Raw genomic sequence first — 20,022 nt, 5'->3', positions numbered from 1 at the left:
CCTCGGGCGGCTCCGGCGCCGGTCGCGCCATCACGATCGTGGCCGCGATCGTCGGCGGCATCGCTCTGCTCGGAGCAGGCGGGGGCGCCGCCTTCGCCGCCACCGGTCAGTTCCGGCCCGCGGGGTCGGCGCACGGACTCACGGCCCCGATCGACGGGATCACCGACCTCGAGGTCGACGCCGGCGGCTCGGACGTCACGGTGCGTTTCGGTGACGTGACCGATGCCGAGCTCCGGGTGGACGGACGTTCCCCGGGTGAGTGGCAGATGCGCCGAGACGAGGACACCCTCCGCGTCGACGGGCCCAACGGGCGATGGGGATGGTGGGGGTGGTGGGGCAGCTGGAGCAGCGATGACGTGGTCGTCGTGCTCACGCTGCCGGAGCAGCTGGAGGGGCGCCTCGACGCGGATCTCCAGCTCTCGGCCGGATCCCTGACCGCCAGCGGCGACTTCCGCGAGCTGGATCTCGAGCTCGGCGCCGGTGCCATGACGGTGGACGGGTCGGCGACATCGGTCTCCGCGCAGATCTCGGCGGGCCGGGCCGATCTCACCCTGGACGGCGTGCGCGAAGCCGACCTCACGATGTCGGCCGGTCGTCTCGAGGCCGAGCTCACCGGATCCCAGCCCGACGAGGTCTCTCTCGACGCCACCGCCGGGTCCATGACCGTGATCCTTCCGCGGGGCGCGTACGCGGTGGATCAGGAGGTGGCCGCGGGTAGCTTCGACAACGGTCTGCAGACCAGCGCGTCGGCGCGGAGCGTCGTCACGGTGCAGGTCGCGGCGGGCAGCATCAGCGTCCGCGAAGGCCGCTGACCGCGGCGGCGCGCGACGGTTCGGCCCGGGGACGACGGCTTCCGTCCCCGGGCCTGCGGCGACCGGCGCCGATTTCGTGATCGCGGCGGGATCCGGTAAAGTCTTGGAGGTTGATGCGGGGCTATAGCTCAGGCGGTTAGAGCGCTTCACTGATAATGAAGAGGTCCCAGGTTCAAGTCCTGGTAGCCCCACCACACACAACTGAACACCCGCAGGATCCGTCGGATCCCGTTCGGGGCCTTAGCTCAGTTGGTAGAGCGCTTGCTTTGCAAGCAAGATGTCAGGAGTTCGAATCTCCTAGGCTCCACAGGTGGAAGAGCGCCGGCCCGAGGGCACGGCGCTCTTCTTCATATCGGGGTCTTATCCGGCGACGCTCTGTCCGGCCGGGCGGCGGACGCGGGACGCGACGGCGGTCACGAGGCAGAGCACGACCGCGACGAACGGCACCCACAGGGCCCGGGCGTAGTCGGCGTCGGAGGTGGAACCGCCACCGGCGGCGAGCACGATGGTGGCGACCGAGACGCCGAGCGCCGCCCCGAACTGGAACCCGGTGTAGACGATCCCGCCGGCGACGCCGTGGCGATCCGGCTCCACCCCCTCCACGGCGGCGGCGGTGAGGGGCCCGTACACCAGGGCGAACGCGACCCCGATCAGGAGAAGCGACGGCAGCAGGTCGAGGAACCCGGACGAGGCGTCGAGACGGAGGGTGAGGAGGAAGGCGATCGTCATGGCGACGAGTCCCGCCGCGAGGGTCGGCAGGTTTCCCCACCGCGCGGCGATCCGCGGCGTGAGCGACGGTGCGATGAGCAGTTCCACGATCATCGCCGCGAAGGCGAGGCCGGTCTCGAGGGGCCCCCATCCCAGGTGCTCCTGCAGGAACAGGGTGAGCAGGAACTGCCAGGCCATGAATCCGCCCATGAACAGCATCCCGACGGCGCTCATCCAAGGGAGCCGGCCCTGAGTGAAGACCCCGGAGGGGACGAGCGGCTCCGGCACGCGCCGCTCGATCACCAGGAACGCGGCGAACAGCAGCACGGACGATCCCAGCGCGGACAGCCCGACAGGATCGCCGGGATGCTCCCCCACGGTCACGACGCCGAAGATGAACGACATCATCGCGGCCGTCAGGGTCACCGCGCCGCCGACGTCGAATCGCGCCCGCCCGGTGGCGGTCGCCCCGCCGCCGCGCGGCACGGTGCGCGAGCCGACCACGAGGAACACGAGGGCGATCACCGCCGGGACGAAGAACACCCACCGCCACCCGAACGAGGTGATCACGCCTCCGGCGACCACTCCGAGATAGAAGCCGGCGGCGCCGATCGCGCCATAGATCGCCAGCGCTCTGCCACGGCGCGGGCCCTCCGGGAAGCTGGTGGTCAGCAGGCTGAATCCGGCCGGGGTCATGAACCCGGCGGCCGCACCCGTCACCAGGCGCACGAGGATCAGCGCCCACGATTCGTGCGCGAGGCCGCCGAGAAGGGAGAACGCGGCGAACACGCCGAGCGCGACGAGGAAGACCCGCCGCCGGCCGAGGAGGTCCGCGACCCGGCCGCCGAGGATCATGAATCCGCCATATGCGAGGACGTACGCGCTGATGACCCAGTGCGCCGATCCCGTGCCGAGACCGATGTCCGACGCGATGCTCGGCACGGCCACGTTGAGCATCGCGATGTCGATGCCCTCCAGGAACAGCGCGCCGGTGACGACGGCGAGCACTCCCCAGGAGCCTTGTGGGGTGACGGGCGCGGATCCGGTGGGGGTCTTCAGGTCGGTCACGGCTCGCTCCTCGGTCACTCATCGGATCCTGGTTACTCCTTGTAACCTCGCCCATGTTCGGTCACCATGGATCCATGGCACAAGAAGGCACTTCCACGTACCCGGGTTCCCTCGAGGTGCCCGCCCCGGCCGAGTGCCGTGACGATCGGGACCCGTTCCAGTGGGATGCGCGGGAGGATTGCGAGGTGCGGCAGATCCTCGACCGCATCGCCGACAAGTGGTCGCTGCTGGTGATCGCCCTCCTGGATGCGAAGTCGATGCGCTTCGGGGAGCTCGGCCGTGAGATCGCCGGGATCAGCAAGCGCATGCTGACGGTCACCCTTCGGAACCTGGAGCGCGACGGCCTCGTCCACCGCACGATCTATCCGGAGGTGCCCCCGCGGGTCGAGTACCGGCTCACGACGATGGGGCGAACGCTCCACGACACCGTCCAGTCCCTCGTCGTGTGGACCGAGGAGCACCAGGACCGGATCGCTCGCGCCCGTGAGGAGTTCGACCGAGCCCAGGCCGAGCGGACCGCCGTCGCGTCCTGACCGAGGCGGCGGCGGATCCGTCAGCGGACCAGGGAGACGACGGCCACGACGATCGCTACGAGGACGTCGAGCACGGCGCAGAACTCCGCGAAGGAGCGATCGACGACCCGGTCCGTCCGGTGATGCCAGATGTCCCACGCGGCGTGGGCGACAAGTCCTGCGGCGACGAGCAGTCCGCCCCACCGCGGATCAAGTGCGAGGGCGACGGCGGCGATCGCCCCGAACGCGACCATGGCGCCGGCCTGCAGCGGGAGCATCCACCACGGTCCGCGGCGGCGGAGCAGGAGCCCGGCGACGAGCACGGCCCCGGCCAGCACGAGCAGCCAGGGCACCGCGTCGAACGCCGTGAACTTGTCGATCGCGATGAGCACGAAGGCGACGGCGAACGAGACCCAGGCGGCGCCACGCCGTCCGGACGCCGCGGCGGCGAGATACACGAGACCGGAGGCGGCGACCACGGGCGCGGCACCGCGACCGTCGGTCAGCGCATACGCCGTCGCGGCCGCGACGAGCACGCCCGACGCGGCCGGCCAGAGGCGTCGCCACGGCGTCGGACCGGGTGCGCGCGCGGGGGTCGTCACATCGTCTCCTCCTGGCCGAGATGCTCCCGCACCCGCGGCGACCCGTCAAGCGTGCGGATTGGCGGATCGGGTCCGCGGACCGCCATACTCGTCGTCATGCCTTCCCCCCTCTCCCTCGACGGGCTGCGTTTCGCGATGGTCTCCTCCACGGCCAGCGCCGTCGACCCCGAGTCGCCCACCACCTTCGACTACCACCAGGACGGTCGGCTGGTCTGGGGCGAATACACCGGTGACACCGTGACCGAGGGACGCTTCGTGGGCGAGCTCGCCGACGACCAGGTGCGGATCTCGTTCGCCCACGCCCTCGTGTCCGACGGCTCCGTCGTGCGCGGCGACGCGGTGAGTCGCGTCGAGCACGACGCGGACGGACGGATCCGCCTCGTCGAGGACTTCGTGGTCGACGGCGTCGACCACGTCAGCGTCTGCCGGCAGATCTGACGCCTGATCCGTCAGACCCGGGTCTGACGCGTCGGGTCCGTACGGGTGAAACCCATCAGGCCCGTCTCCACGGAGATCGGCTCGCGCGCGGGGATGTCCGTCGGCAGCACGTAGGGCCGGCGGAAGATCTCGCCGAGGACGATCACCGTCTCGAGCTTGGTCACCTCCGGAAGTGCGGCGATCGTGCCGATCACGAGCGACTGCATCGTCTCCACGTCGACGCTGCGCACGATCAGCATGACGTCGTGCTCCCCGGTCGTCACCCGGGCCGACTCGACGTCGGGGAGTTCGCCGACGGAGCTGAGGAACGAGTGCCAGCTCTGCGGCTGGATGGTGCAGAAGACCAGCGCGCTCACTCCGAGCCCGACCTTCGCCGTGTCGACCCGGGCCGAATAGCCCGAGATGACGCCGGCGCGGGTGAGCGCCTCGACGCGCGAGTAGGCGCTCGCCCGGGAGATCCCGACCTCCTGAGCGAGGGCGGCGATCGAGATCCGACCGTTGTCTCGGAGCACCCGGAGGATGTCGAAGCCGATTTCGTCGATCGCGGCGGCGGATCGTCCAGTCGACGCGTGATCATCGGCGTTCATGCTGGACATATTGCCTCATGGGGTCCAACGCATCAATGGATTGCGCGAAATAGGCGCGATGCCTCGGATATAGTGCCGGAAAATGGCTGGCGAGAATCCGACCCGTCCAGCCGTGACTGAGGAGGAACGCCCGTGGCTCGTTCACATCGCCGCGCCGCCGCCGCACTGCTCGCGGCCGCCGCCCTGACGCTGGCCGGATGCTCCGGAGGAAACTCCGCGAACGGCGGCGGGAACTCGTCCGCGGACGGCGGGGGAACCCTCGTCGTCGACACCGCCTTCTCCCTGGAGACCGGCGACCCGGGGCGCAACTACGTGCCCACCGGCAACATGATCATCCACGCGGTGTACGACACGCTGCTCACCTTCGAGGGCACCGACTCGCACACGCCCAAGCCGTCGCTGGCGACGATGGAGCAGAACGAGGACGCGACGGAGTTCACCTTCACGATCCAGGACGGACGCACCTTCTCCGACGGGTCCCCGGTCACGGCGGACGACGTGGTCTTCTCGCTCGAGCGCGTCGCGGGGCTGACGGACTCCAAGGCGAACTTCCTGATGGCGGGCATCACCGTCACCAAGGTGGACGACAAGACCGTGACGCTCACGACCGAGACGCCGTCGCTGCAGCTGCCGGCGATCGTGACGAACCCGTCGCTGTCGATCCTGAACGCGAAGGCCGTCGAGAAGGAGGGCGGGACGACCGACACCTCCGACGCCGCGCAGAAGTACCTCGACGGCGCCTCCGCCGGTTCCGGCCCGTACACGCTGGAGTCGCTGGATCTGACCTCGCAGGTCGTGCTCGTGAAGAACGAGGAGTACGACGGCCCGGATGAGGCCGCCTACGACAAGATCGTCGTCCGGAACATCCCCGAGTCGGCCACCCAGCTCACCAACCTCAAGGGCGGCGACTCGCACGTCGCCGTGGACCTCTCCGGAGACCAGGTCGCCGACCTGGGCGACGGGTTCGTGGTCGACTCGGTCCCGTCCGCGGAGACGCTGTTCCTCCTGGTCAACCAGGACCCGGCCGTCGGCGGCGTCACGGCCAACCCGAAGTTCGCCGAGGCCGTCCGCTACGCGCTGGACTACGACAAGCTCCTGGAGCTGGCCGGGGCCGGATCCGTCCAGGCCACGGGTGTCATCCCGCCGATGTTCGGCGGCGCGCTCGCGGAGGGCGTGAAGCCGGACGCGGAGCGGGCCAAGGCCGCGCTCGCGGAGTCCGGCTACGCCGGCGAGACGGTCAGGTTGCAGTTCCCGAACGACAACCCGGTCGGCGGCGTGGAGTTCACCCCGGTCGCCGAGCGCGTGCAGCAGCAGCTCAAGGCCGTCGGCATCAGCGTGGAGCTCGCCCCGGCGCCGTTCGCCACCGAGGTCGAGCCGTACGTCGCCGGCAAGGAGGCGTTCTCGCTCTGGTACTGGGGCCCGGACTACGCCGACTCCTCCTCGTTCCTGCCGTTCGGCCCGGGCGAGAAGGTGGGCCTGCGGGCCGGATGGCCCGCGTCGGCCTCCGCACCGATCGCCGAACTGGTCGCCACGGCCAAGAGCGCCACGAGCAGCGACGAGCGCGACGCCGACTTCACCGCCTTCGCGGAGGCGATGCAGGAGAGCGGTCCGTTCGTCCCGCTGATCGTCCCCGGGAACAACGTCGCGAGCGACGACACGGTCGCCGGGCTCGAGTACAACGTGACCTGGACGCTCGACCTGCGCGCCCTGCACCCCGCCGGCTGAGCGCCGCGGCGGGGACGCGCCTGTCGTCCCCGCCGCGCCGTCACTTCGCCCGCCCGCCCGACGGAAGTCCCCCCGTGACACAGACCGAAGCCATCGCCACCCGCACGGTGCGCGGAGCGCAGCACACGCTGCTGCGCTTCCTCGCGCGCCGCGCCGTGACGAGCGTGATCCTCCTGTTCGGGATCGTGCTGGTCACCTTCTCCCTCACCGTCGTCGTCCCCGGCGACCCGGTGCGCGCCGCGCTCGGGGAGGGCGCCTCCTCGAACCCCGCCACCGTCGAGGCGTTCCGGGAGAAGTACGGTCTCGACCAGCCGGTGTGGGTGCGGTTCTTCCTCTACGTGGGCAACCTCCTGCGCGGCGATCTCGGCACGTCGATGACCACGGGCCGATCCGTCTCGGAGGACCTGGCGAAGGCCGTTCCCGCGACGGCGGAGGTGGCCTTCTACGCGATCCTCGTCAGCCTGGCGGTCGCGGTGGTGCTCGGGACGCTCGCCGCCTACCGCCGCGGCAAGGTCACCGACCAGGTGGTCCGGGTCGTGACCCTGATCGGCCTCAGCATCCCCACCTTCTGGATGGCGATCCTCACCTATCAGCTGTTCTTCATGAACCTGCACTGGGTGTCCGGCTCGGGGCGCATCTCGCCCACCATCACGCCGCCGCCGCGGATCACCGGGTTCTACACGATCGACTACATCCTCAACGGCGACTCAGTCGGGTTCTTCGATGCGACGAGCCACCTGGCGCTTCCCGTCCTCGTCCTCAGCCTGTTCACGATCGCGACCCTCACCCGGTTCGTCCGGACCTCGGTGCTCGAGGTGCTGGACATGGACTACGCCCGTGCCGCCCGTGCGAAGGGCCTGTCCGGCCGCCGCGTGGTCGTCGGCTACGTCCTGCGCGGCGCCGCCCTCCCGATCCTGACCCTCGTCGGCATCGCCTTCGGAAGCCTCCTGTCGGGAACCGTGCTCGTGGAGGCCGTGTTCGCCTGGCCGGGACTGGGCACCTACGCCTACAACGCGTCGAAGAACCTCGACCTGCTCGCGGTCACCGGCGTCGGCCTCGTCGTCGGGGTCATCTATCTCGTCATCAACCTCGTCGTCGACGTGCTCTACGGCGTCCTGGACCCCCGGGTGAGGCTGTCGTGAACCTCGTCATCCCTGAGAAGATCGCGCCGAAGCGCCGCCGGCCGCTGCTCCCGCGCGCCTGGCGCACGCCCCTGGCCCTCGTCGGCACCGTGATCGCGGTGGGCTGGCTGATCGTCGCCGTCCTCGCACCCGTGATCGCGCCGCACGACCCGCTGGCCCAGGACCTCCCCCGGCTGTCGCCTCCGGGTCCGGACGCGCTGATGGGCACCGACACCAACGGTCGCGACGTCTTCTCGCGTCTTCTCACCGGAGCCCAGACCACCATCCCCCTCGCGCTCATGCTCGTCGTCTGCGCCATGGTCGTCGGGACCATCGTCGGCGCCGTCGCCGGCTACCTGGGCGGATGGATCGACGAGGTCCTCATGCGCCTGACCGACATGGTGATGGCGTTCCCGACGGTGATCCTCGCGATGGTGATCGCGGCCTCCCTCGGGCCGTCGATCATGAACGCCGTGATCGCCGGCATCATCGTCGCCTGGCCGCCGTACGCCCGCATCACGCGGTCGCTGGTGCTGGGCCTGCGCACGCAGAACTACGTCGTCGCCGGCCGTCTCCTGGGATCCTCGCCGCTGCGCTCCCTGATCCGCGACGTGCTGCCGAACATCGCCGGTCCCGTCCTCGTGCTCGCCTCGCTCGACATCGGCACCGCGATCCTGCTGCTGTCGGGCCTCTCCTTCCTGGGCCTGGGCGCCCAGCCGCCGACGCCGGAGTGGGGGACCATGATCGCCGCGGCGATGCAGAACACCTCGGCGTGGTGGCTGGGGCTGTTCCCCGGCCTCGCGATCCTCACGGTCGTGATGGCGTTCAACTTCATCGGGGACTCGCTGCGCGACGCGCTGGACCCGCTCGCCGCGCGGGAGCGCGAGGCCGAGTCTCCGACGGCCGTGGAGGTGAAGGCATGAGCGTGCTCGCGATCCGCGACCTCCGCGTCGAGCTGGGGCAGAGCAGGAAGCACCGCACCGAGGTCGTCCGCGGCATCGACCTGGACCTGGTCGCCGGGCGGGTGCAGGGCCTCGCCGGCGAATCGGGGTCCGGCAAGAGCATGACCGCGATGGCTGTGCTCGGCCTGCTCCCCGCGGGCGGCACCGCATCGGGATCCATCCTTCTCGGCGGGGACACCGAGCTCGTCGGAATGGGCGACCGGGCGTATCGACGGGTCCGCGGGAAGCGGATCGGCATGGTGTTCCAGGATCCGTCCGCGAGCCTGCACCCCCAGATCACGGTGGGCTCCCAGCTCGCCGACGGCATGCGCGCGCATCGCGGGCTCTCGCGCGCCCAGGCGCGTGCGCGCGCGGCAGAGCTGCTCGCGCTCGTCCGCGTGCCGAACCCCGACGAGGCGCTGCAGAAGTACCCGCATCAGTTCTCCGGCGGTCAGCGGCAGCGCATCGCGATCGCCATCGCGCTCGCCTGCGACCCGGAGGTCCTGCTCGCGGACGAGCCCACGACGGCGCTGGACGTCACGGTGCAGGCCGGGATCCTCCACCTTCTGCGCGACCTCGCCACCGAGCGGGACCTCGCGGTGCTGCTCGTCACCCACGACCTGGGGGTGATGAGCGCCGTGGCCGACGACGTCGCGGTGATGCGCGGCGGGCTGATCGTCGAGTCCGGGTCCCGCCGGCAGGTGTTCACGGACCCGCAGCACCCGTACACGCGGGAGCTGCTGGACGCGATGCCCGACGCGCAGGACCCGCTGGTGGACGCCCCGGCCGCCGAGCAGAGCTGCCCGCACCGGAGCGGCGCGCAGGCGAACGAGGCGCCCGTGAACGAGGCACCCGTGAACGAGGAGGAGAAGCGGTGAGCGATCCCCGGTCCCCGGTGCTGCACGTCGGCGATCTCGTCGTCGAGTACGGCGGGCGGTCCGCGTTCCGCGCGGTGGACGGCGTCTCGTTCGACATCGCCGCCGGAGAGGTGCTCGCCCTCGTGGGCGAGAGCGGCTGCGGGAAGTCGTCCACGGCGCGCGCCGTCGTGGGGATGGAGCGCCCCCGCGGCGGAGAGGTGCGCTATCGCGGCCGGGCCGTCCCGCCGCTGGGCCTGCGCACCCGGCCGAAGGAGCTCACGGCGATCCAGATGGTGTTCCAGGATCCGAACTCCTCACTGAACCCGCGGCTGCGGGTCTCGCAGCAGATCGCGGAGGGATCCCGCGCTGCGCGCGCCCGCGGCGCGGCGGTCGAGCCCCCGACGCACTGGCTCGAGGCTGTGGGGCTGTCGCCGGCGCTGGCCGACCGCTATCCGTACCAGCTCTCCGGGGGTCAGCGCCAGCGGGTCGCGATCGCGCGGGCGCTCGCCGCGCGCCCGGATCTGATCGTCGCCGACGAGCCGATCTCAGCCCTCGACGCCTCGGCGCAGGCGTCGGTCGCGGCGATGATGCGGGAGTTGTGCGTCGCCTCCGGGGCGGCGATGCTCTTCATCTCGCACGACCTCTCGGTGGTGCGGCTGATGGCCGACCGGGTCGCGGTGATGTATCGCGGCCGCATCGTGGAGTCGGGACCGACCGCGACGGTGTGGGCCGATCCGGTGCACCCGTACACCGAGGCGCTGCTGGCGGCGATCCCGCACCCGGACGGCGCCGGGGTGCTCCCCGCCGCCCCGGCGTCGGAGGCGCCCTCCGCGTGGTCCGCGGAGATCCCGGAGGCGCTCGACCGCACCCGCTGACCGGCGCTGCGTTTCGTCTCGTCGCTGCGCTCTTCGCTCAACGTCCGGGTGGGTTTCTCGGTCGTTGAGCGAGCGGAGCGAGTCGAAACGCGGTGACCCGGGGGCAGGGCGTCCTCGTCGTTGCGCTCCTCGGTCAGCCTCCGGCGGGGGTGAGCCCGTGCGGGGCGTTGTTCAGGCGCTCGGCGCCGTCGGCGGTCACCACGACGATGTCCTCGATCCGCGCTCCCCACGAGCCCGGGAAGTAGATGCCCGGCTCGATGCTGAACGCCATGCCCTCGCGCAGCACGAGATCGTTCCCGGGGGCGATGTACGGCTCCTCGTGCACCGAGACGCCGATCCCGTGCCCGGTCCGGTGGAGGAACGCCTCGCCGAGCCCCGCCGCGGAGAGCACGTCCCGCGCGGCCGCGTCCACCTCCGCGGCGGTGGCACCCGGGCGCACGGCGTCCACGGCGGCCTGCTGCGCGCTCTGCAGGATCCCGATCCGCTGCGCCGCCTCCGCGGAGGGCGTGCCCACCGCGTACGTGCGCGTGCTGTCGGAGTTGTAGCCGGACGGCACGGCACCGCCGATGTCGACCACGACCACGTCGCCGTCCTCGATCACGCGGTCCGAGACCTCGTGGTGCGGGTCCGCGCCGTTCGGGCCGGACCCGACGATGACGAACTCGACGGAGCGATGACCGGCCGCGAGGATCGCCGCATGGATGTCCGCGGCGACGTCCCGCTCCGTGCGTCCGGCGCGCAGCAGCCCCGGCACGGCCCGGTGCACCGCATCGATGGCGGATCCGGCACGGCGCAGCTCCTCGATCTCCGCGGAGTCCTTGATCATCCTGCTCTCACGCAGCACCGGTGTCGCGAGCTCCACTTGGACCCCCAAAGCCTCGCCGATCGGGATGACATGCAGGGCCGGGAGGGCGTCGGACACCCCGACGCGGGCAGGGGAGCCGAGCGCAGCGGTGACGAGAGCATAGGGATCCTCGCCGTCCACCCAGTCCGCGATGCGCAGGCCGAGCGTGCCCACGGCGGTCTCCCGGACCTTCGCGAGCTCCATCCGCGGCACGACCACGACCGGGTCGGTTCCCGGGCGCAGAACGAGTGCGGTCAGCCGCTCGATCGTGTCGCCCTCCACCCCGAGGAGGTACTGCAGGTCCGGTCCCGGGCCGACGACGAGTCCGTCCAGGCCGGCGTCCGCGGCCAGCGTGCGGGCGCGGTCGAGACGGGCGGCGTAGACCTCGGCGGCGAAGGGAGATGCGCTCATGTCCCCCACGCTATTGCCCCGCGGTCTCGCCCGGGCCGTGGCGCGCAGCCGATCGTTCCACACGGGTCCCCGGCCGCCGAGCAGGACGAGGCCGACACCGCTAGCATCGAGGGGACCCCGTGCCCCGAAGGAGAGAACGTCGATGAGGATGCGTGCGCTCGTGCCCGGTGCGGTGATCGTTCTCGCGGCGCTCCTCGCAGGCTGCACCGCGACCGCGCCGGCGCCGACGGGATCGCCCTCCGCCGAGGCGTCGACGCCCTCGCCGCTGCCGAGCGCGACGCCCACCCCCGCCCCGACGCCGTCGGAGAAGACCTGGGCGTCCCCTGCGGAATGCGCGGCGCTGCCGCTCTCCCCCGGCGCGGCCTACGACGGCGCCACGCTGGGGGCCTGCGTGGCGATGGCCCTGCGCAGCACGGGCAGCGGACGGGAGACGATCCGCAGCGGGTCGCAGAACGGCGAGGTGCGATTCCGCTACGCCCCGGACTTCGAGATGCAGGGCACGATCGACGACGCCGAGGGCTCGATGGAGGTCACCTACATCGGTGGCCAGATGTGGATCGACCGCGGGACCGGACCGATCGCGGGGGACGTCACCTCCGCCGACCCGGAGGTCATGATCGCCGGGATCGCGGGGGAGCTCACGCGCATCTTCGCGGATCCCGCGGCGACGGTGGACCTGATCGCCGCGAGCCCGGCCTGGACCGTGCAGGAGCCGGCCCCGGTGGAGCTGCCGAACGGGACGACCGTCGACGCCTACCGGATCGTGAGCGACGCCGCCTTCTCCTGGGGCGGTGTCGGCGTGGACGCGTACGAGCTCTGGTATTCGGACGGATGGATCCCGGTCGGAGCGACCGGGACGGTCTCGTTCCTCGGCCTGACCGAGACGGCCACGCAGTATTATCACGACCTCGGCAGCCCGGTCGAGATCACCCCGGTCGGATAGCGCCGCGATGAGCATCCTGTTCGCGGGGCGCGTCCGACCGCTCGCCCCCACGGGTCCCGACCTCGCCGAGGCCGTGCTCGTCGACGACGACGGCCGGATCCTCGCGGTCGGCGCGACGGACGCGCTCGCCGCGGCCCACCCGTCGGCGCAGCGGGAACGACTGGACGGGTGGATCATGCCGGGGCTCATCGAGCCGCACGGCCATCCGGGCACGGCAGCGGTGCTGCTGTCGGATCGGGTCGTCGATCTGCGTCCGGTCGTCGTGCCGACGGCCGCGCAGGTGATGGACACCCTTCGCGCTGCGATCTCGCGTGCGGCCGAGTCCTCGGGAAGCGTCTTCGCGAACGGCTGGGATGCGCTGCTGCAACGAGGTCTGCCGGAACCGGGACGCGCCCTCCTCGACGAGATGGCGGGGTCCGTGCCGCTCGTGATCGTGCACAACTCCGGCCACTCGGCCTACTTCAACACCGCGGCCGCGGACGTCGCGGGGATCAGCCGCGACACCCCCGACCCGCCCGGCGCCTCGTTCGGGAGAGACGCGTCCGGGGATCTGTCCGGGGTCGCTCAGGAGGCGCGCGCGGTCGAGATCGTCACGGCACCGCTGCTGTCGGCGGCGCAGGCGGACATCGTCGGGCTGTTGGGCGCGCACGTCGAGGACCTTGCCCGGCGCGGATGCACGACCGTCGCCGACCTGAGCTGGAACCCCGCCCTGAACCCCGCGGTCGAGGCGCTGCGGGCTGCCGGCCGCCTGCCGGTGCGGTTGCGCTGGTACGAGATGTCCCGCCCCGGGGGCGCTCCGCGCGCCCGCGGCGCGGGCGATGCGATGACACGTCAGGTGGGGGTCAAGACCTGGTCGGACGGCTCGCCGTGGATCGGAAACATCGCCACGAGCTTCCCCTACCTCGACACGGAGGCGACCCGGGCGCTCGGGCTGGAGCCGGGACATGTCGGGCGGACGAACTACTCCCCCGACGAGCTGCTCGCCATCGCGGAGCCCTACGCGGCCGCAGGGTGGCAGCTGGCCTGTCACGCCCACGGGGACCTCGCCATCGACCAGACCCTCGACGTGTACGAGGAGCTGATCCGTCGACACGGCAGCGTCGACCACCGGCACCGTCTGGAGCACGTCGGGGCCATGACCCCCGGGCAGTTCCGCCGTGCGGCCGCGCTCGGGGTCACGGTGAGCCTCTTCGTGGATCACATCACGTACTGGGGCGACGTCCTCGTCGACGACCTGTTCGGGCCGGAGCGCGGTGGTGCCTGGGCCGACGCCGGTGCGGCCTTCGCCGCCGGCCACCGGGCGAGCTTCCACAACGACGGCTGGGTCACTCCCACCGAGCCGTTCCGCAACATGGCGGTCGCAGAGACGCGCACGAGCCGGACGGGGCGGGTCATGCCCGGAGGGTCCCCGGTCGGCCGGCGCCAGTCGCTCGCCGCGCACACCGTCAACGCGGCCTGGCAGCTGTTCAGCGAGAACGAGGTCGGATCGCTGTCGCCGGGCCTCTTCGCCGACCTCATCGTCGTCGATCGTGATCCTCTGGAGGCGACGCCCGACGAGCTCGCCGAGACCGAGGTGCGCGCCACGTACCTGGCCGGACGCCGCGTGGTCTGAGGCTGCGCGGCGAGCGGCCGCCGGATCGTATTCCCGGACCGGCATATTCACGTCCCCGTCGCGGTGGGTCGGTGTGCTGGATAGGGTGAGGCGCGTGGACATGCGCGTCGCCGCCTATGCGGTCATCACCGACGAGGACGAACGCGTGCTCCTCGCCCGCTGGACGGAGGGGCGCCGGGCGTCGTGGACGATGCCCGGCGGAGGCCTCGAACCCGGCGAGGATCCCGAGGTCGCCGCGCGCCGCGAGGTCCGCGAGGAGACGGGTTACAAGGTCGTGATCGACGAGCTCCTCGGCATCCATTCCCGAGTGATCCCGGCCGGACAGAGGGTGACGCCCGGTGCGGACGTACCGCTGCACACCCTGCGCATCGTCTACCGCGCGCACATCACCGGCGGCCGGCTGCGCTTCGAGAAGAACGGCACGACGGACATGGCCGGATGGTTCGACCTCTCGGCGATCGGGGGCCTCCCGCGCGTGAAGCTCGTCGACATCGCGCTCGGGATGGCCGGGGTGATGCAGTCGCGCTGAGACCCCTCAGCGCTCGCCGCGGCTCAGACGCGACGGCCACCACACCGCGCGGCCGATGTCGTACCCGAGCGCCGGGACGAGCAGCGAGCGCACCACGAAGGTGTCCAGCAGGACGCCGAAGGCGACGATGAACGCGAGCTGCACGAGGAACAGGATCGGGATCACCGACAGCGCCGCGAACGTGGCCGCCAGCACGAGGCCCGCCGAGGTGATGACGCCGCCCGTGATCGCCAGCCCCCGCACGATGCCGTCGCGCGTGCCGTGCGCGAGGGACTCCTCGCGCACGCGGGTCATGAGGAAGATGTTGTAGTCGATCCCCAGCGCGACGAGGAAGACGAACCCGTACAGCGGGACGGCCGGGTCCGCACCGGGGAAGTGGAGCACGTGCGTGAACACCAGTGCGGAGACCCCCAGGGCCGTGCCGAAGGACAGCACCGTGGTGAGGACGAGGAGGATCGGCGCGAGGACGGAGCGCAGGAGCAGCATCAGGATGACGAGGATGACGCCGAGGATGAGCGGGATGATCACCGCCCGGTCGTGGATCGAGGCCTCGTTCGTGTCTACCGCGGTCGCGGTCACCCCGCCCACCAGCGCGTGGAGGGGGACGAGATCCGCCCGGATGCCGAGGACGGTGTCCGCGGCGGCCGGGGAGTCGGCCGCGTGCGCGAGCGTCGCCTGAAGGAGGACGCGTCCGTCCACCACGGTCGGCTCCGGCGTCGGGGTCCCCGGCGGGCCGAAGGCCTGGATGCCGTCGGCGGTGACGGGAGCGGACCCGCTCGGCGAGTCCGCGGTCACCACGGCGACCCCCTCCACGCCCTCGCGGGCGAGCAGCAGGTCGGTCGCCTCCTGGAGGTCGTCGGCGTCGACGACCACGGAGGCAGGGCTCCCCGATCCGCCGGGGAAGTGCTCGCCGAGCGCCGCCTGGCCCTCCCGCGCGTCCGATGCGGACAGGACGAGATCGGACTGCGGGACGCCGTTCGCATCCAGCTGTGTCAGACCGAGCGCGCCGACGGCGAGGACGAGCGTGGTGCCGATCCAGATCAGGCGGGGCCGTCGCGGGATCGCGCGGGCCAGCCGCGACCACAGCCCTCGGCCGGGCATGCCGTTCTCCGCTGCCACGACCTCCGGTTCGAACGCCGGTCGCCGCGGCCAGAAGACGGCCCGGCCGAACACGAACAGGAGCGCGGGCAGGAGGGTGAGCGCGGCGAGCATCGCGAACACGATGCCGATCGCCGCGACGGGGCCGAGGGCGCTGTTGGACTTCAGGTCGCTGAGCAGCAGGCACAGGAGCCCCGCGATCACGGTGCCGCCGGAGGCGAGGATGGGTTCGACGGCGCCCTTCCACGCACCGACGATCGCGGCGCCGCGATCCCTCGTCGTCCGCAGCTCCTCGCGGAACCGCGCGACGAAGAGCAGTGCGTAGTCCGTCGCGGCGCCGATGACGAGGATGAAGAGGATGCCCTGCGTCTGTCCGCTGAGAAGGAGCACTCCGGCCTTCGCGAGCCACCACACGACGAGCAGCGCCACGCAGAGGGCGAACAGGCTCGTCGACAGGACGACGACCGGGAGCAGGAGTGATCGGTAGACCAGCACGAGGATGACCAGCACGGCCGCGAACGCCACGAGCAGGAGGAGTCCGTCGATCCCTGCGAAGGCGGCGACGAGGTCCGCGGTGAAGCCGGCGGGTCCGGTGATGTGCACGGTGACGCCCGCCGGTGCCGCGCCACGGAGCTCCGCGCCGAGCTCGCCGACCGTGTCGCCTACGTCGGCATCCTCGAGGATCGGGACGAAGGCCTGCACGGCGCGCCCGTCCTCGGAGGGCAGCGCCGGGGAGACGTCCGGCGAGACCCCCTCCACATCGGTCGCTTCCGTCAGCGCCTCCTCGATCCCGGCGAGCTGCTCCTCCGTCAGCGACTGCTCCGCGACGAAGACGACGATCGCCGGGATGGCGTCGGAGTCGGTGAACTCGGGCAGGAGCGCGCGGACCTGGGTCGCGTCCGCGGATTCGGGCAGGTACGCCGTGCTGTCGTTGGAGGAGACCTCGTCGACCTTCCCGAACAGCGGGCCGCCGAAGGACGCCGCGGCGAGCCACGCGACGATGAGGACGGCGGGCAGCACCCCGCGCAGCCATCTCCCCGGTCGTCTCGCACGGCGGCGGGCGGGGGCGGGAGCGGTCATCGGTTCCTCTTCGAGCTCTCTGCGGGGATGACGGCGAGCCCGGCCGCCCGGGTCACTCCGGATCGGAGATGTCCGCGACGGTCGCGTCGTAGGCGTCGATGAGCGCGTCGGCGTCGACGAACAGGCTGTAGCCGTGCGTCCCGGCGCCCATCGCGATCCGGCGTCCGCGGATCGAGGCGTCCGCGAACACCGGCCAGTCGGTCGTGCTGCCGATCGGCACGATCGTCCCGCGCTCGTAGCCGGTCGCCGCCAGCGCGACCTCCGGATCCGGGAGCTTGAGCCGGTTCACGCCCACCACGGCGCGCAGCTTCGGCCACGAGATCTTCCGTCCGCCGGGCACCAGCGCGAACAGGAACGTGTCGTCGGAACGCTTGACGACCAGCGTCTTCACGATGCCCGAGGGCTCCAGGCCGAGCAGCGCCGCGGCCTCCGGCAGGCTGCGTGCGACGGGGCGCTCGCGGATCTCGATCTCGAGCCCGCGCCGGGTCGCGGCGGACCGGACGCGCTCGTGCGGATCGGGCCCGTCGACCGGGTCGACGGACGGGGCCGCGCTCACCCGCGGGTCCTGCTCACGCCTCGGGCGTGCTCAGCGGGTCGTCGGCCACCCACAGCTCGTCGTCGGCGCGCAGCGTCTGCCACGCGGCGAACAGCACGCCCACGGCGGCGCCGACGCCGAGGATCACCGCGATGACGGTGCCGACCCCGGCGCCCTTCTTCTTGGGCTCCGGCTCGACGACGCGGGCCACGGCGCGCGCCGCGCGGCCGGTGGCCGCGTGCCGCTTCGCGTTGGCGACGTCCCACGCGGTGAGCGCGTTGCCGATGACGTCACCGACGAAGGGGACGACGCGGTGGTCCACGACGTCGCGAGAGACCTTGACGCCCTTGTCCACCACCGGGACGACGCGGTTGTGGTAGACGTCCTGCACCGTCGGCACGAGCTGCTCCCGACGGAAGTTGTCGAGCTGTCTGCCGGCCTCACGGGCGACCGTGGCCGCCTCTCCGGCGAGGGCCTGCTGGGCCTCCCACAGCTTCGTCGCGTCGCCCTGCAGACGGCGGAGTTCCTTCTTGCGCTTGCGGCTGAGGCCCACGGTGCCCTCCCAATCGAAAAGGGGTTCGGATTCCCCATCTTGCCATGCCTGGCCGGGGATGACAGCGCGAAGTGGCAGAACCCCGGGGAACTCATCGGAAGCTCTGAGACAATGGACCCATGCCTCACGCCACGCACGTCGCGACCCTGCACACGAACCACGGAGACATCGTCGTCAACCTCTTCGGCGACCACGCTCCGCGCACCGTCCAGAACTTCGTCGGCCTCGCCGACGGCAGCGCGGACTGGACCCACCCCGCGACCGGGAAGCCGGGTGAGGGACCCCTCTACAAGGACGTGATCTTCCACCGGATCATCCCCAACTTCATGATCCAGGGCGGCGACCCCCTCGGCCAGGGCGTCGGCGGCCCCGGCTACACGTTCAACGACGAGATCAACGCCGAGCTCGACTTCAACGACCCCTACAAGCTCGCCATGGCGAACGCAGGCCTGCGCCGCAACGCCATCACCGGCGCGGTGGAGGGCACCAACGGCTCGCAGTTCTTCATCACGACGGACCCGACGCCGTGGCTGATGGGCAAGCACACGATCTTCGGCGAGGTCGCCGACGAGGACTCGAAGAAGGTCGTGGACGCGATCGCCGCGGTGCGCACCGGTGCCGGGGACCGTCCGGTGGAGGACGTGGTCCTGCACTCCGTCGACGTCGTCGCCGCCTGAGCACGGCCGACTCCCCGCTTCCGGCCCGCCCGCCGATGACCACCGCTGACTTCGCGGCGAACCGCGACAACTTCTGCTACCGGCATCCCGACCGGCAGAGCTTCGTGCTGTGTCAGCGATGCCTGCGGACGATCTGCCCCCAGTGCCAGACCCAGGCCGCAGTCGGGGTGATCTGCCCGGAGTGCATGAAGGAGCAGCGCAAGGCCGAGTCGCCCGCGCAGCGGAAGGCGCGTCGCTCCTGGCGAAGCGCGGTGGTGGTCGCGGCCCCCGGAAGCCGTCCGGTGGTGACGTACGCGATCCTCGCGATCACCTCCTTCATCGGACTGCTCCAGCTCATCCCGGGTCTGGGGTCGGCGATCACGGACCAGCTGCTGTTCTGGACGCCGTACCTGTACCCGAACCTCTTCGGCTACCCGTTCGAGCCCTGGCGGCTGCTGACGGCGGCGCTCGTCCATGGCGGCTTCTGGCACCTGGGCCTGAACATGCTCGCGCTGTGGATGATCGGCCAGAGCCTGGAGCCGCTCATCGGACGATGGCGCTACCTGACGCTGTACGTGCTGAGCGCGCTCGGCGGATCGGTGGCCGTGGCGCTGATCGCGCCGGGCACTGCGACCGTCGGGGCGTCGGGGGCGGTGTTCGGGCTGATGGCGGCGCTGCTCGTGATCGGGCGTCACTTCGGTGCGAACGTGACGGGGATCCTCGTCATCCTGCTCATCAATCTCGTCATCGGGTTCGTCCCGGGATTCAACGTGGCGTGGCAGGCGCATCTCGGCGGAGCGATCACGGGTGCGCTCATCGGACTGGTCTACGCCGTGCTACGCCGACCGAAGCAGCGGGTCTGGCAGATCGTCTCGCTGGTCGGGATCGGCGTCGCCCTCCTTCTCGCGGTGGCGTTCCTGCCGCCGCTGATCATGCGCGCGATGGCGGGCTGACCGCCCGGCCCTGAGCGGACGAAGGCCCCGTGTTCCCCGGAACACGGGGCCTTGTCGTCGTGCGCCGGTGATTCCACATGGGGACAACTCCTGTGAATAACACCCGTGTAATTCTCCCCAGGTGGGGATAGATCTGTGGATAACCTTCCGGAAACCCTGTGGAGAGTCCTCCCCACGCTGGGGACAACGTGTGGACAGCCGGCCTCGACCTGTGGATACGACGAAGCCCCCGCCGGCGCGGCGGGGGCTCCGGAGAACGGTGGGCGCGGATCAGCGCCAGCGTGTGGTCATCAGGAAGCCGATGAGCGCGATGCCCAGCCCGATGAGCAGGTTCCAGGACTGCAGCCCCGGGATCGGGTACTGCATGCCGGTGATGTAGAAGACGAGGATCCAGACCAGACCCAGCAGCATGAAGCCGACCATGACCGGCTTGAACCATGCCGCATTGGGAGCGGCTTCGCCTTCGACCCGCTCCACGGCGGGTTCTTCGCGCTTTTCGGGACGTGCCATGTCGCACAGTCTACCCGTCAGGGGACTCCCAACCGAGGCCGGTAGTATCGCG

At 71.2% G+C, this 20,022-nt stretch carries 21 protein-coding genes and 2 tRNA genes; 15 read left to right on the top strand and 8 right to left on the bottom strand.

Translation table 11 applies throughout. The features are described 5' to 3' along the window. The 3 genes from MR1_RS12025 to MR1_RS12015 form a co-directional block, all read left to right on the top strand. A partial coding sequence (locus tag MR1_RS12025) for a DUF4097 family beta strand repeat-containing protein (protein ID WP_067246899.1) occupies nt 1–812 on the top strand: 812 nt, incomplete at its 5' end. Between the two features lie 117 nt (nt 813–929). Then, a tRNA-Ile gene (locus MR1_RS12020) sits at nt 930–1,006 on the top strand. 40 nt (nt 1,007–1,046) lie between these two features. Next, a tRNA-Ala gene (locus MR1_RS12015) sits at nt 1,047–1,119 on the top strand. A 53-nt stretch (nt 1,120–1,172) separates the two neighbouring features. Here MR1_RS12015 and MR1_RS12010 read toward each other — a convergent pair. Beyond that, a complete protein-coding gene (locus MR1_RS12010) occupies nt 1,173–2,588 on the bottom strand; it encodes an MFS transporter (protein WP_255218146.1) in 1,416 nt (471 codons plus the stop codon). Between the two features lie 74 nt (nt 2,589–2,662). Here MR1_RS12010 and MR1_RS12005 point away from each other — a divergent pair, with 74 nt between their 5' ends. Then, nucleotides 2,663–3,121 (top strand): winged helix-turn-helix transcriptional regulator, encoded by a 459-nt coding sequence (locus tag MR1_RS12005; RefSeq protein ID WP_067246895.1) that lies wholly within the window; start codon nt 2,663–2,665, stop codon nt 3,119–3,121. Between the two features lie 20 nt (nt 3,122–3,141). Here the strand turns inward: MR1_RS12005 and MR1_RS12000 are convergent, their stop codons facing one another. Further along, a complete protein-coding gene (locus tag MR1_RS12000; RefSeq protein ID WP_067246892.1) occupies nt 3,142–3,702 on the bottom strand; it encodes a hypothetical protein in 561 nt (186 codons plus the stop codon). 96 nt (nt 3,703–3,798) lie between these two features. On the opposite strand from MR1_RS12000, the gene MR1_RS11995 reads away from it, so the two are divergent. After that, the gene (locus MR1_RS11995) at nt 3,799–4,140 is read left to right on the top strand and encodes a hypothetical protein (RefSeq protein ID WP_233460024.1); all 342 of its coding nucleotides are present in this window, start codon (nt 3,799–3,801) and stop codon (nt 4,138–4,140) included. 11 nt (nt 4,141–4,151) lie between these two features. Here MR1_RS11995 and MR1_RS11990 read toward each other — a convergent pair whose 3' ends face one another. Then, nucleotides 4,152–4,727, bottom strand: a complete 576-nt coding sequence (locus MR1_RS11990; protein ID WP_157518120.1) for an Lrp/AsnC family transcriptional regulator — start codon at nt 4,725–4,727, stop codon at nt 4,152–4,154. A gap of 132 nt (nt 4,728–4,859) precedes the next feature. Here MR1_RS11990 and MR1_RS11985 point away from each other — a divergent pair, with 132 nt between their 5' ends. The 5 genes from MR1_RS11985 (at nt 4,860) to MR1_RS11965 (ending at nt 10,246) form a co-directional block, all read left to right on the top strand. After that, complete coding sequence (locus MR1_RS11985; RefSeq protein ID WP_067246888.1) at nt 4,860–6,452, top strand: ABC transporter substrate-binding protein; 1,593 nt, start codon at nt 4,860–4,862, stop codon at nt 6,450–6,452. Nucleotides 6,453–6,526: 74 nt separating this feature from the next. Then, nucleotides 6,527–7,594 (top strand): ABC transporter permease, encoded by a 1,068-nt coding sequence (locus tag MR1_RS11980; protein ID WP_231819489.1) that lies wholly within the window; start codon nt 6,527–6,529, stop codon nt 7,592–7,594. Continuing rightward, nucleotides 7,591–8,496 carry an ABC transporter permease gene (locus MR1_RS11975; protein ID WP_255218145.1) on the top strand — a complete coding sequence of 302 codons (906 nt, stop codon included), beginning with the start codon at nt 7,591–7,593 and terminating at the stop codon, nt 8,494–8,496. Before MR1_RS11980 ends, MR1_RS11975 begins: the two co-directional genes overlap by 4 nt. After that, complete coding sequence (locus MR1_RS11970) at nt 8,493–9,392, top strand: ABC transporter ATP-binding protein (RefSeq protein WP_084344576.1); 900 nt, start codon at nt 8,493–8,495, stop codon at nt 9,390–9,392. The genes MR1_RS11975 and MR1_RS11970 overlap by 4 nt, the downstream gene beginning before the upstream one ends. Then, nucleotides 9,389–10,246: an ABC transporter ATP-binding protein gene (locus tag MR1_RS11965; protein ID WP_067246884.1), complete on the top strand. Its 858-nt coding sequence runs from the start codon at nt 9,389–9,391 to the stop codon at nt 10,244–10,246. Before MR1_RS11970 ends, MR1_RS11965 begins: the two co-directional genes overlap by 4 nt. A 133-nt stretch (nt 10,247–10,379) precedes the next feature. Here MR1_RS11965 and MR1_RS11960 read toward each other — a convergent pair whose 3' ends face one another. Beyond that, complete coding sequence (locus MR1_RS11960; protein ID WP_067246881.1) at nt 10,380–11,501, bottom strand: M24 family metallopeptidase; 1,122 nt, start codon at nt 11,499–11,501, stop codon at nt 10,380–10,382. 142 nt (nt 11,502–11,643) lie between these two features. On the opposite strand from MR1_RS11960, the gene MR1_RS11955 reads away from it, so the two are divergent. The 3 genes from MR1_RS11955 to MR1_RS11945 all read left to right on the top strand — a co-directional run bounded on the left by MR1_RS11955 (nt 11,644) and on the right by MR1_RS11945 (nt 14,585). Then, entirely contained in the window at nt 11,644–12,444 is an 801-nt protein-coding gene (locus MR1_RS11955; RefSeq protein WP_157518117.1) for a hypothetical protein, read from the top strand. Between the two features lie 7 nt (nt 12,445–12,451). Continuing rightward, nucleotides 12,452–14,056 carry an amidohydrolase gene (locus MR1_RS11950; protein WP_067246875.1) on the top strand — a complete coding sequence of 535 codons (1,605 nt, stop codon included), beginning with the start codon at nt 12,452–12,454 and terminating at the stop codon, nt 14,054–14,056. Between the two features lie 94 nt (nt 14,057–14,150). Next, entirely contained in the window at nt 14,151–14,585 is a 435-nt protein-coding gene (locus MR1_RS11945) for an NUDIX hydrolase (protein ID WP_067246870.1), read from the top strand. 6 nt (nt 14,586–14,591) lie between these two features. On the opposite strand, the gene MR1_RS11940 is transcribed toward MR1_RS11945, so the two are convergent. Genes MR1_RS11940 through MR1_RS11930 form a run of 3 tightly spaced genes read right to left on the bottom strand, consistent with a single transcriptional unit; the run spans nt 14,592 to nt 17,851 of the window. Further along, nucleotides 14,592–16,763 carry an MMPL family transporter gene (locus MR1_RS11940; protein ID WP_067246867.1) on the bottom strand — a complete coding sequence of 724 codons (2,172 nt, stop codon included), beginning with the start codon at nt 16,761–16,763 and terminating at the stop codon, nt 14,592–14,594. 52 nt (nt 16,764–16,815) lie between these two features. After that, nucleotides 16,816–17,319, bottom strand: coding sequence for an aminoacyl-tRNA deacylase (locus MR1_RS11935; RefSeq protein ID WP_067246863.1), 504 nt, complete (start codon nt 17,317–17,319; stop codon nt 16,816–16,818). Nucleotides 17,320–17,332: 13 nt separating this feature from the next. Further along, nucleotides 17,333–17,851 carry a DNA helicase gene (locus MR1_RS11930; protein WP_067246860.1) on the bottom strand — a complete coding sequence of 173 codons (519 nt, stop codon included), beginning with the start codon at nt 17,849–17,851 and terminating at the stop codon, nt 17,333–17,335. Between the two features lie 119 nt (nt 17,852–17,970). Between MR1_RS11930 and MR1_RS11925 the strand changes: the two genes are divergently transcribed. Both MR1_RS11925 and MR1_RS11920 read left to right on the top strand, forming a co-directional pair. Further along, complete coding sequence (locus MR1_RS11925; protein ID WP_067246857.1) at nt 17,971–18,528, top strand: peptidylprolyl isomerase; 558 nt, start codon at nt 17,971–17,973, stop codon at nt 18,526–18,528. Nucleotides 18,529–18,563: 35 nt separating this feature from the next. After that, the gene (locus MR1_RS11920) at nt 18,564–19,460 is read left to right on the top strand and encodes a rhomboid family intramembrane serine protease (protein WP_067246855.1); all 897 of its coding nucleotides are present in this window, start codon (nt 18,564–18,566) and stop codon (nt 19,458–19,460) included. A 270-nt stretch (nt 19,461–19,730) separates the two neighbouring features. Here the strand turns inward: MR1_RS11920 and MR1_RS11915 are convergent, their stop codons facing one another. Beyond that, nucleotides 19,731–19,970, bottom strand: a complete 240-nt coding sequence (locus tag MR1_RS11915; protein ID WP_067246852.1) for a cell division protein CrgA — start codon at nt 19,968–19,970, stop codon at nt 19,731–19,733. Nucleotides 19,971–20,022: the final 52 nt, after the last annotated feature.

It is taken from the genome of Microbacterium resistens NBRC 103078, from assembly GCF_001552355.1.
In the GTDB taxonomy this organism is placed as follows: Bacteria; Actinomycetota; Actinomycetes; order Actinomycetales; family Microbacteriaceae; genus Microbacterium; species Microbacterium resistens.
Note: the sequence above shows the minus strand (reverse complement) of the source record. Positions and strands in the feature narration are given on the sequence as shown.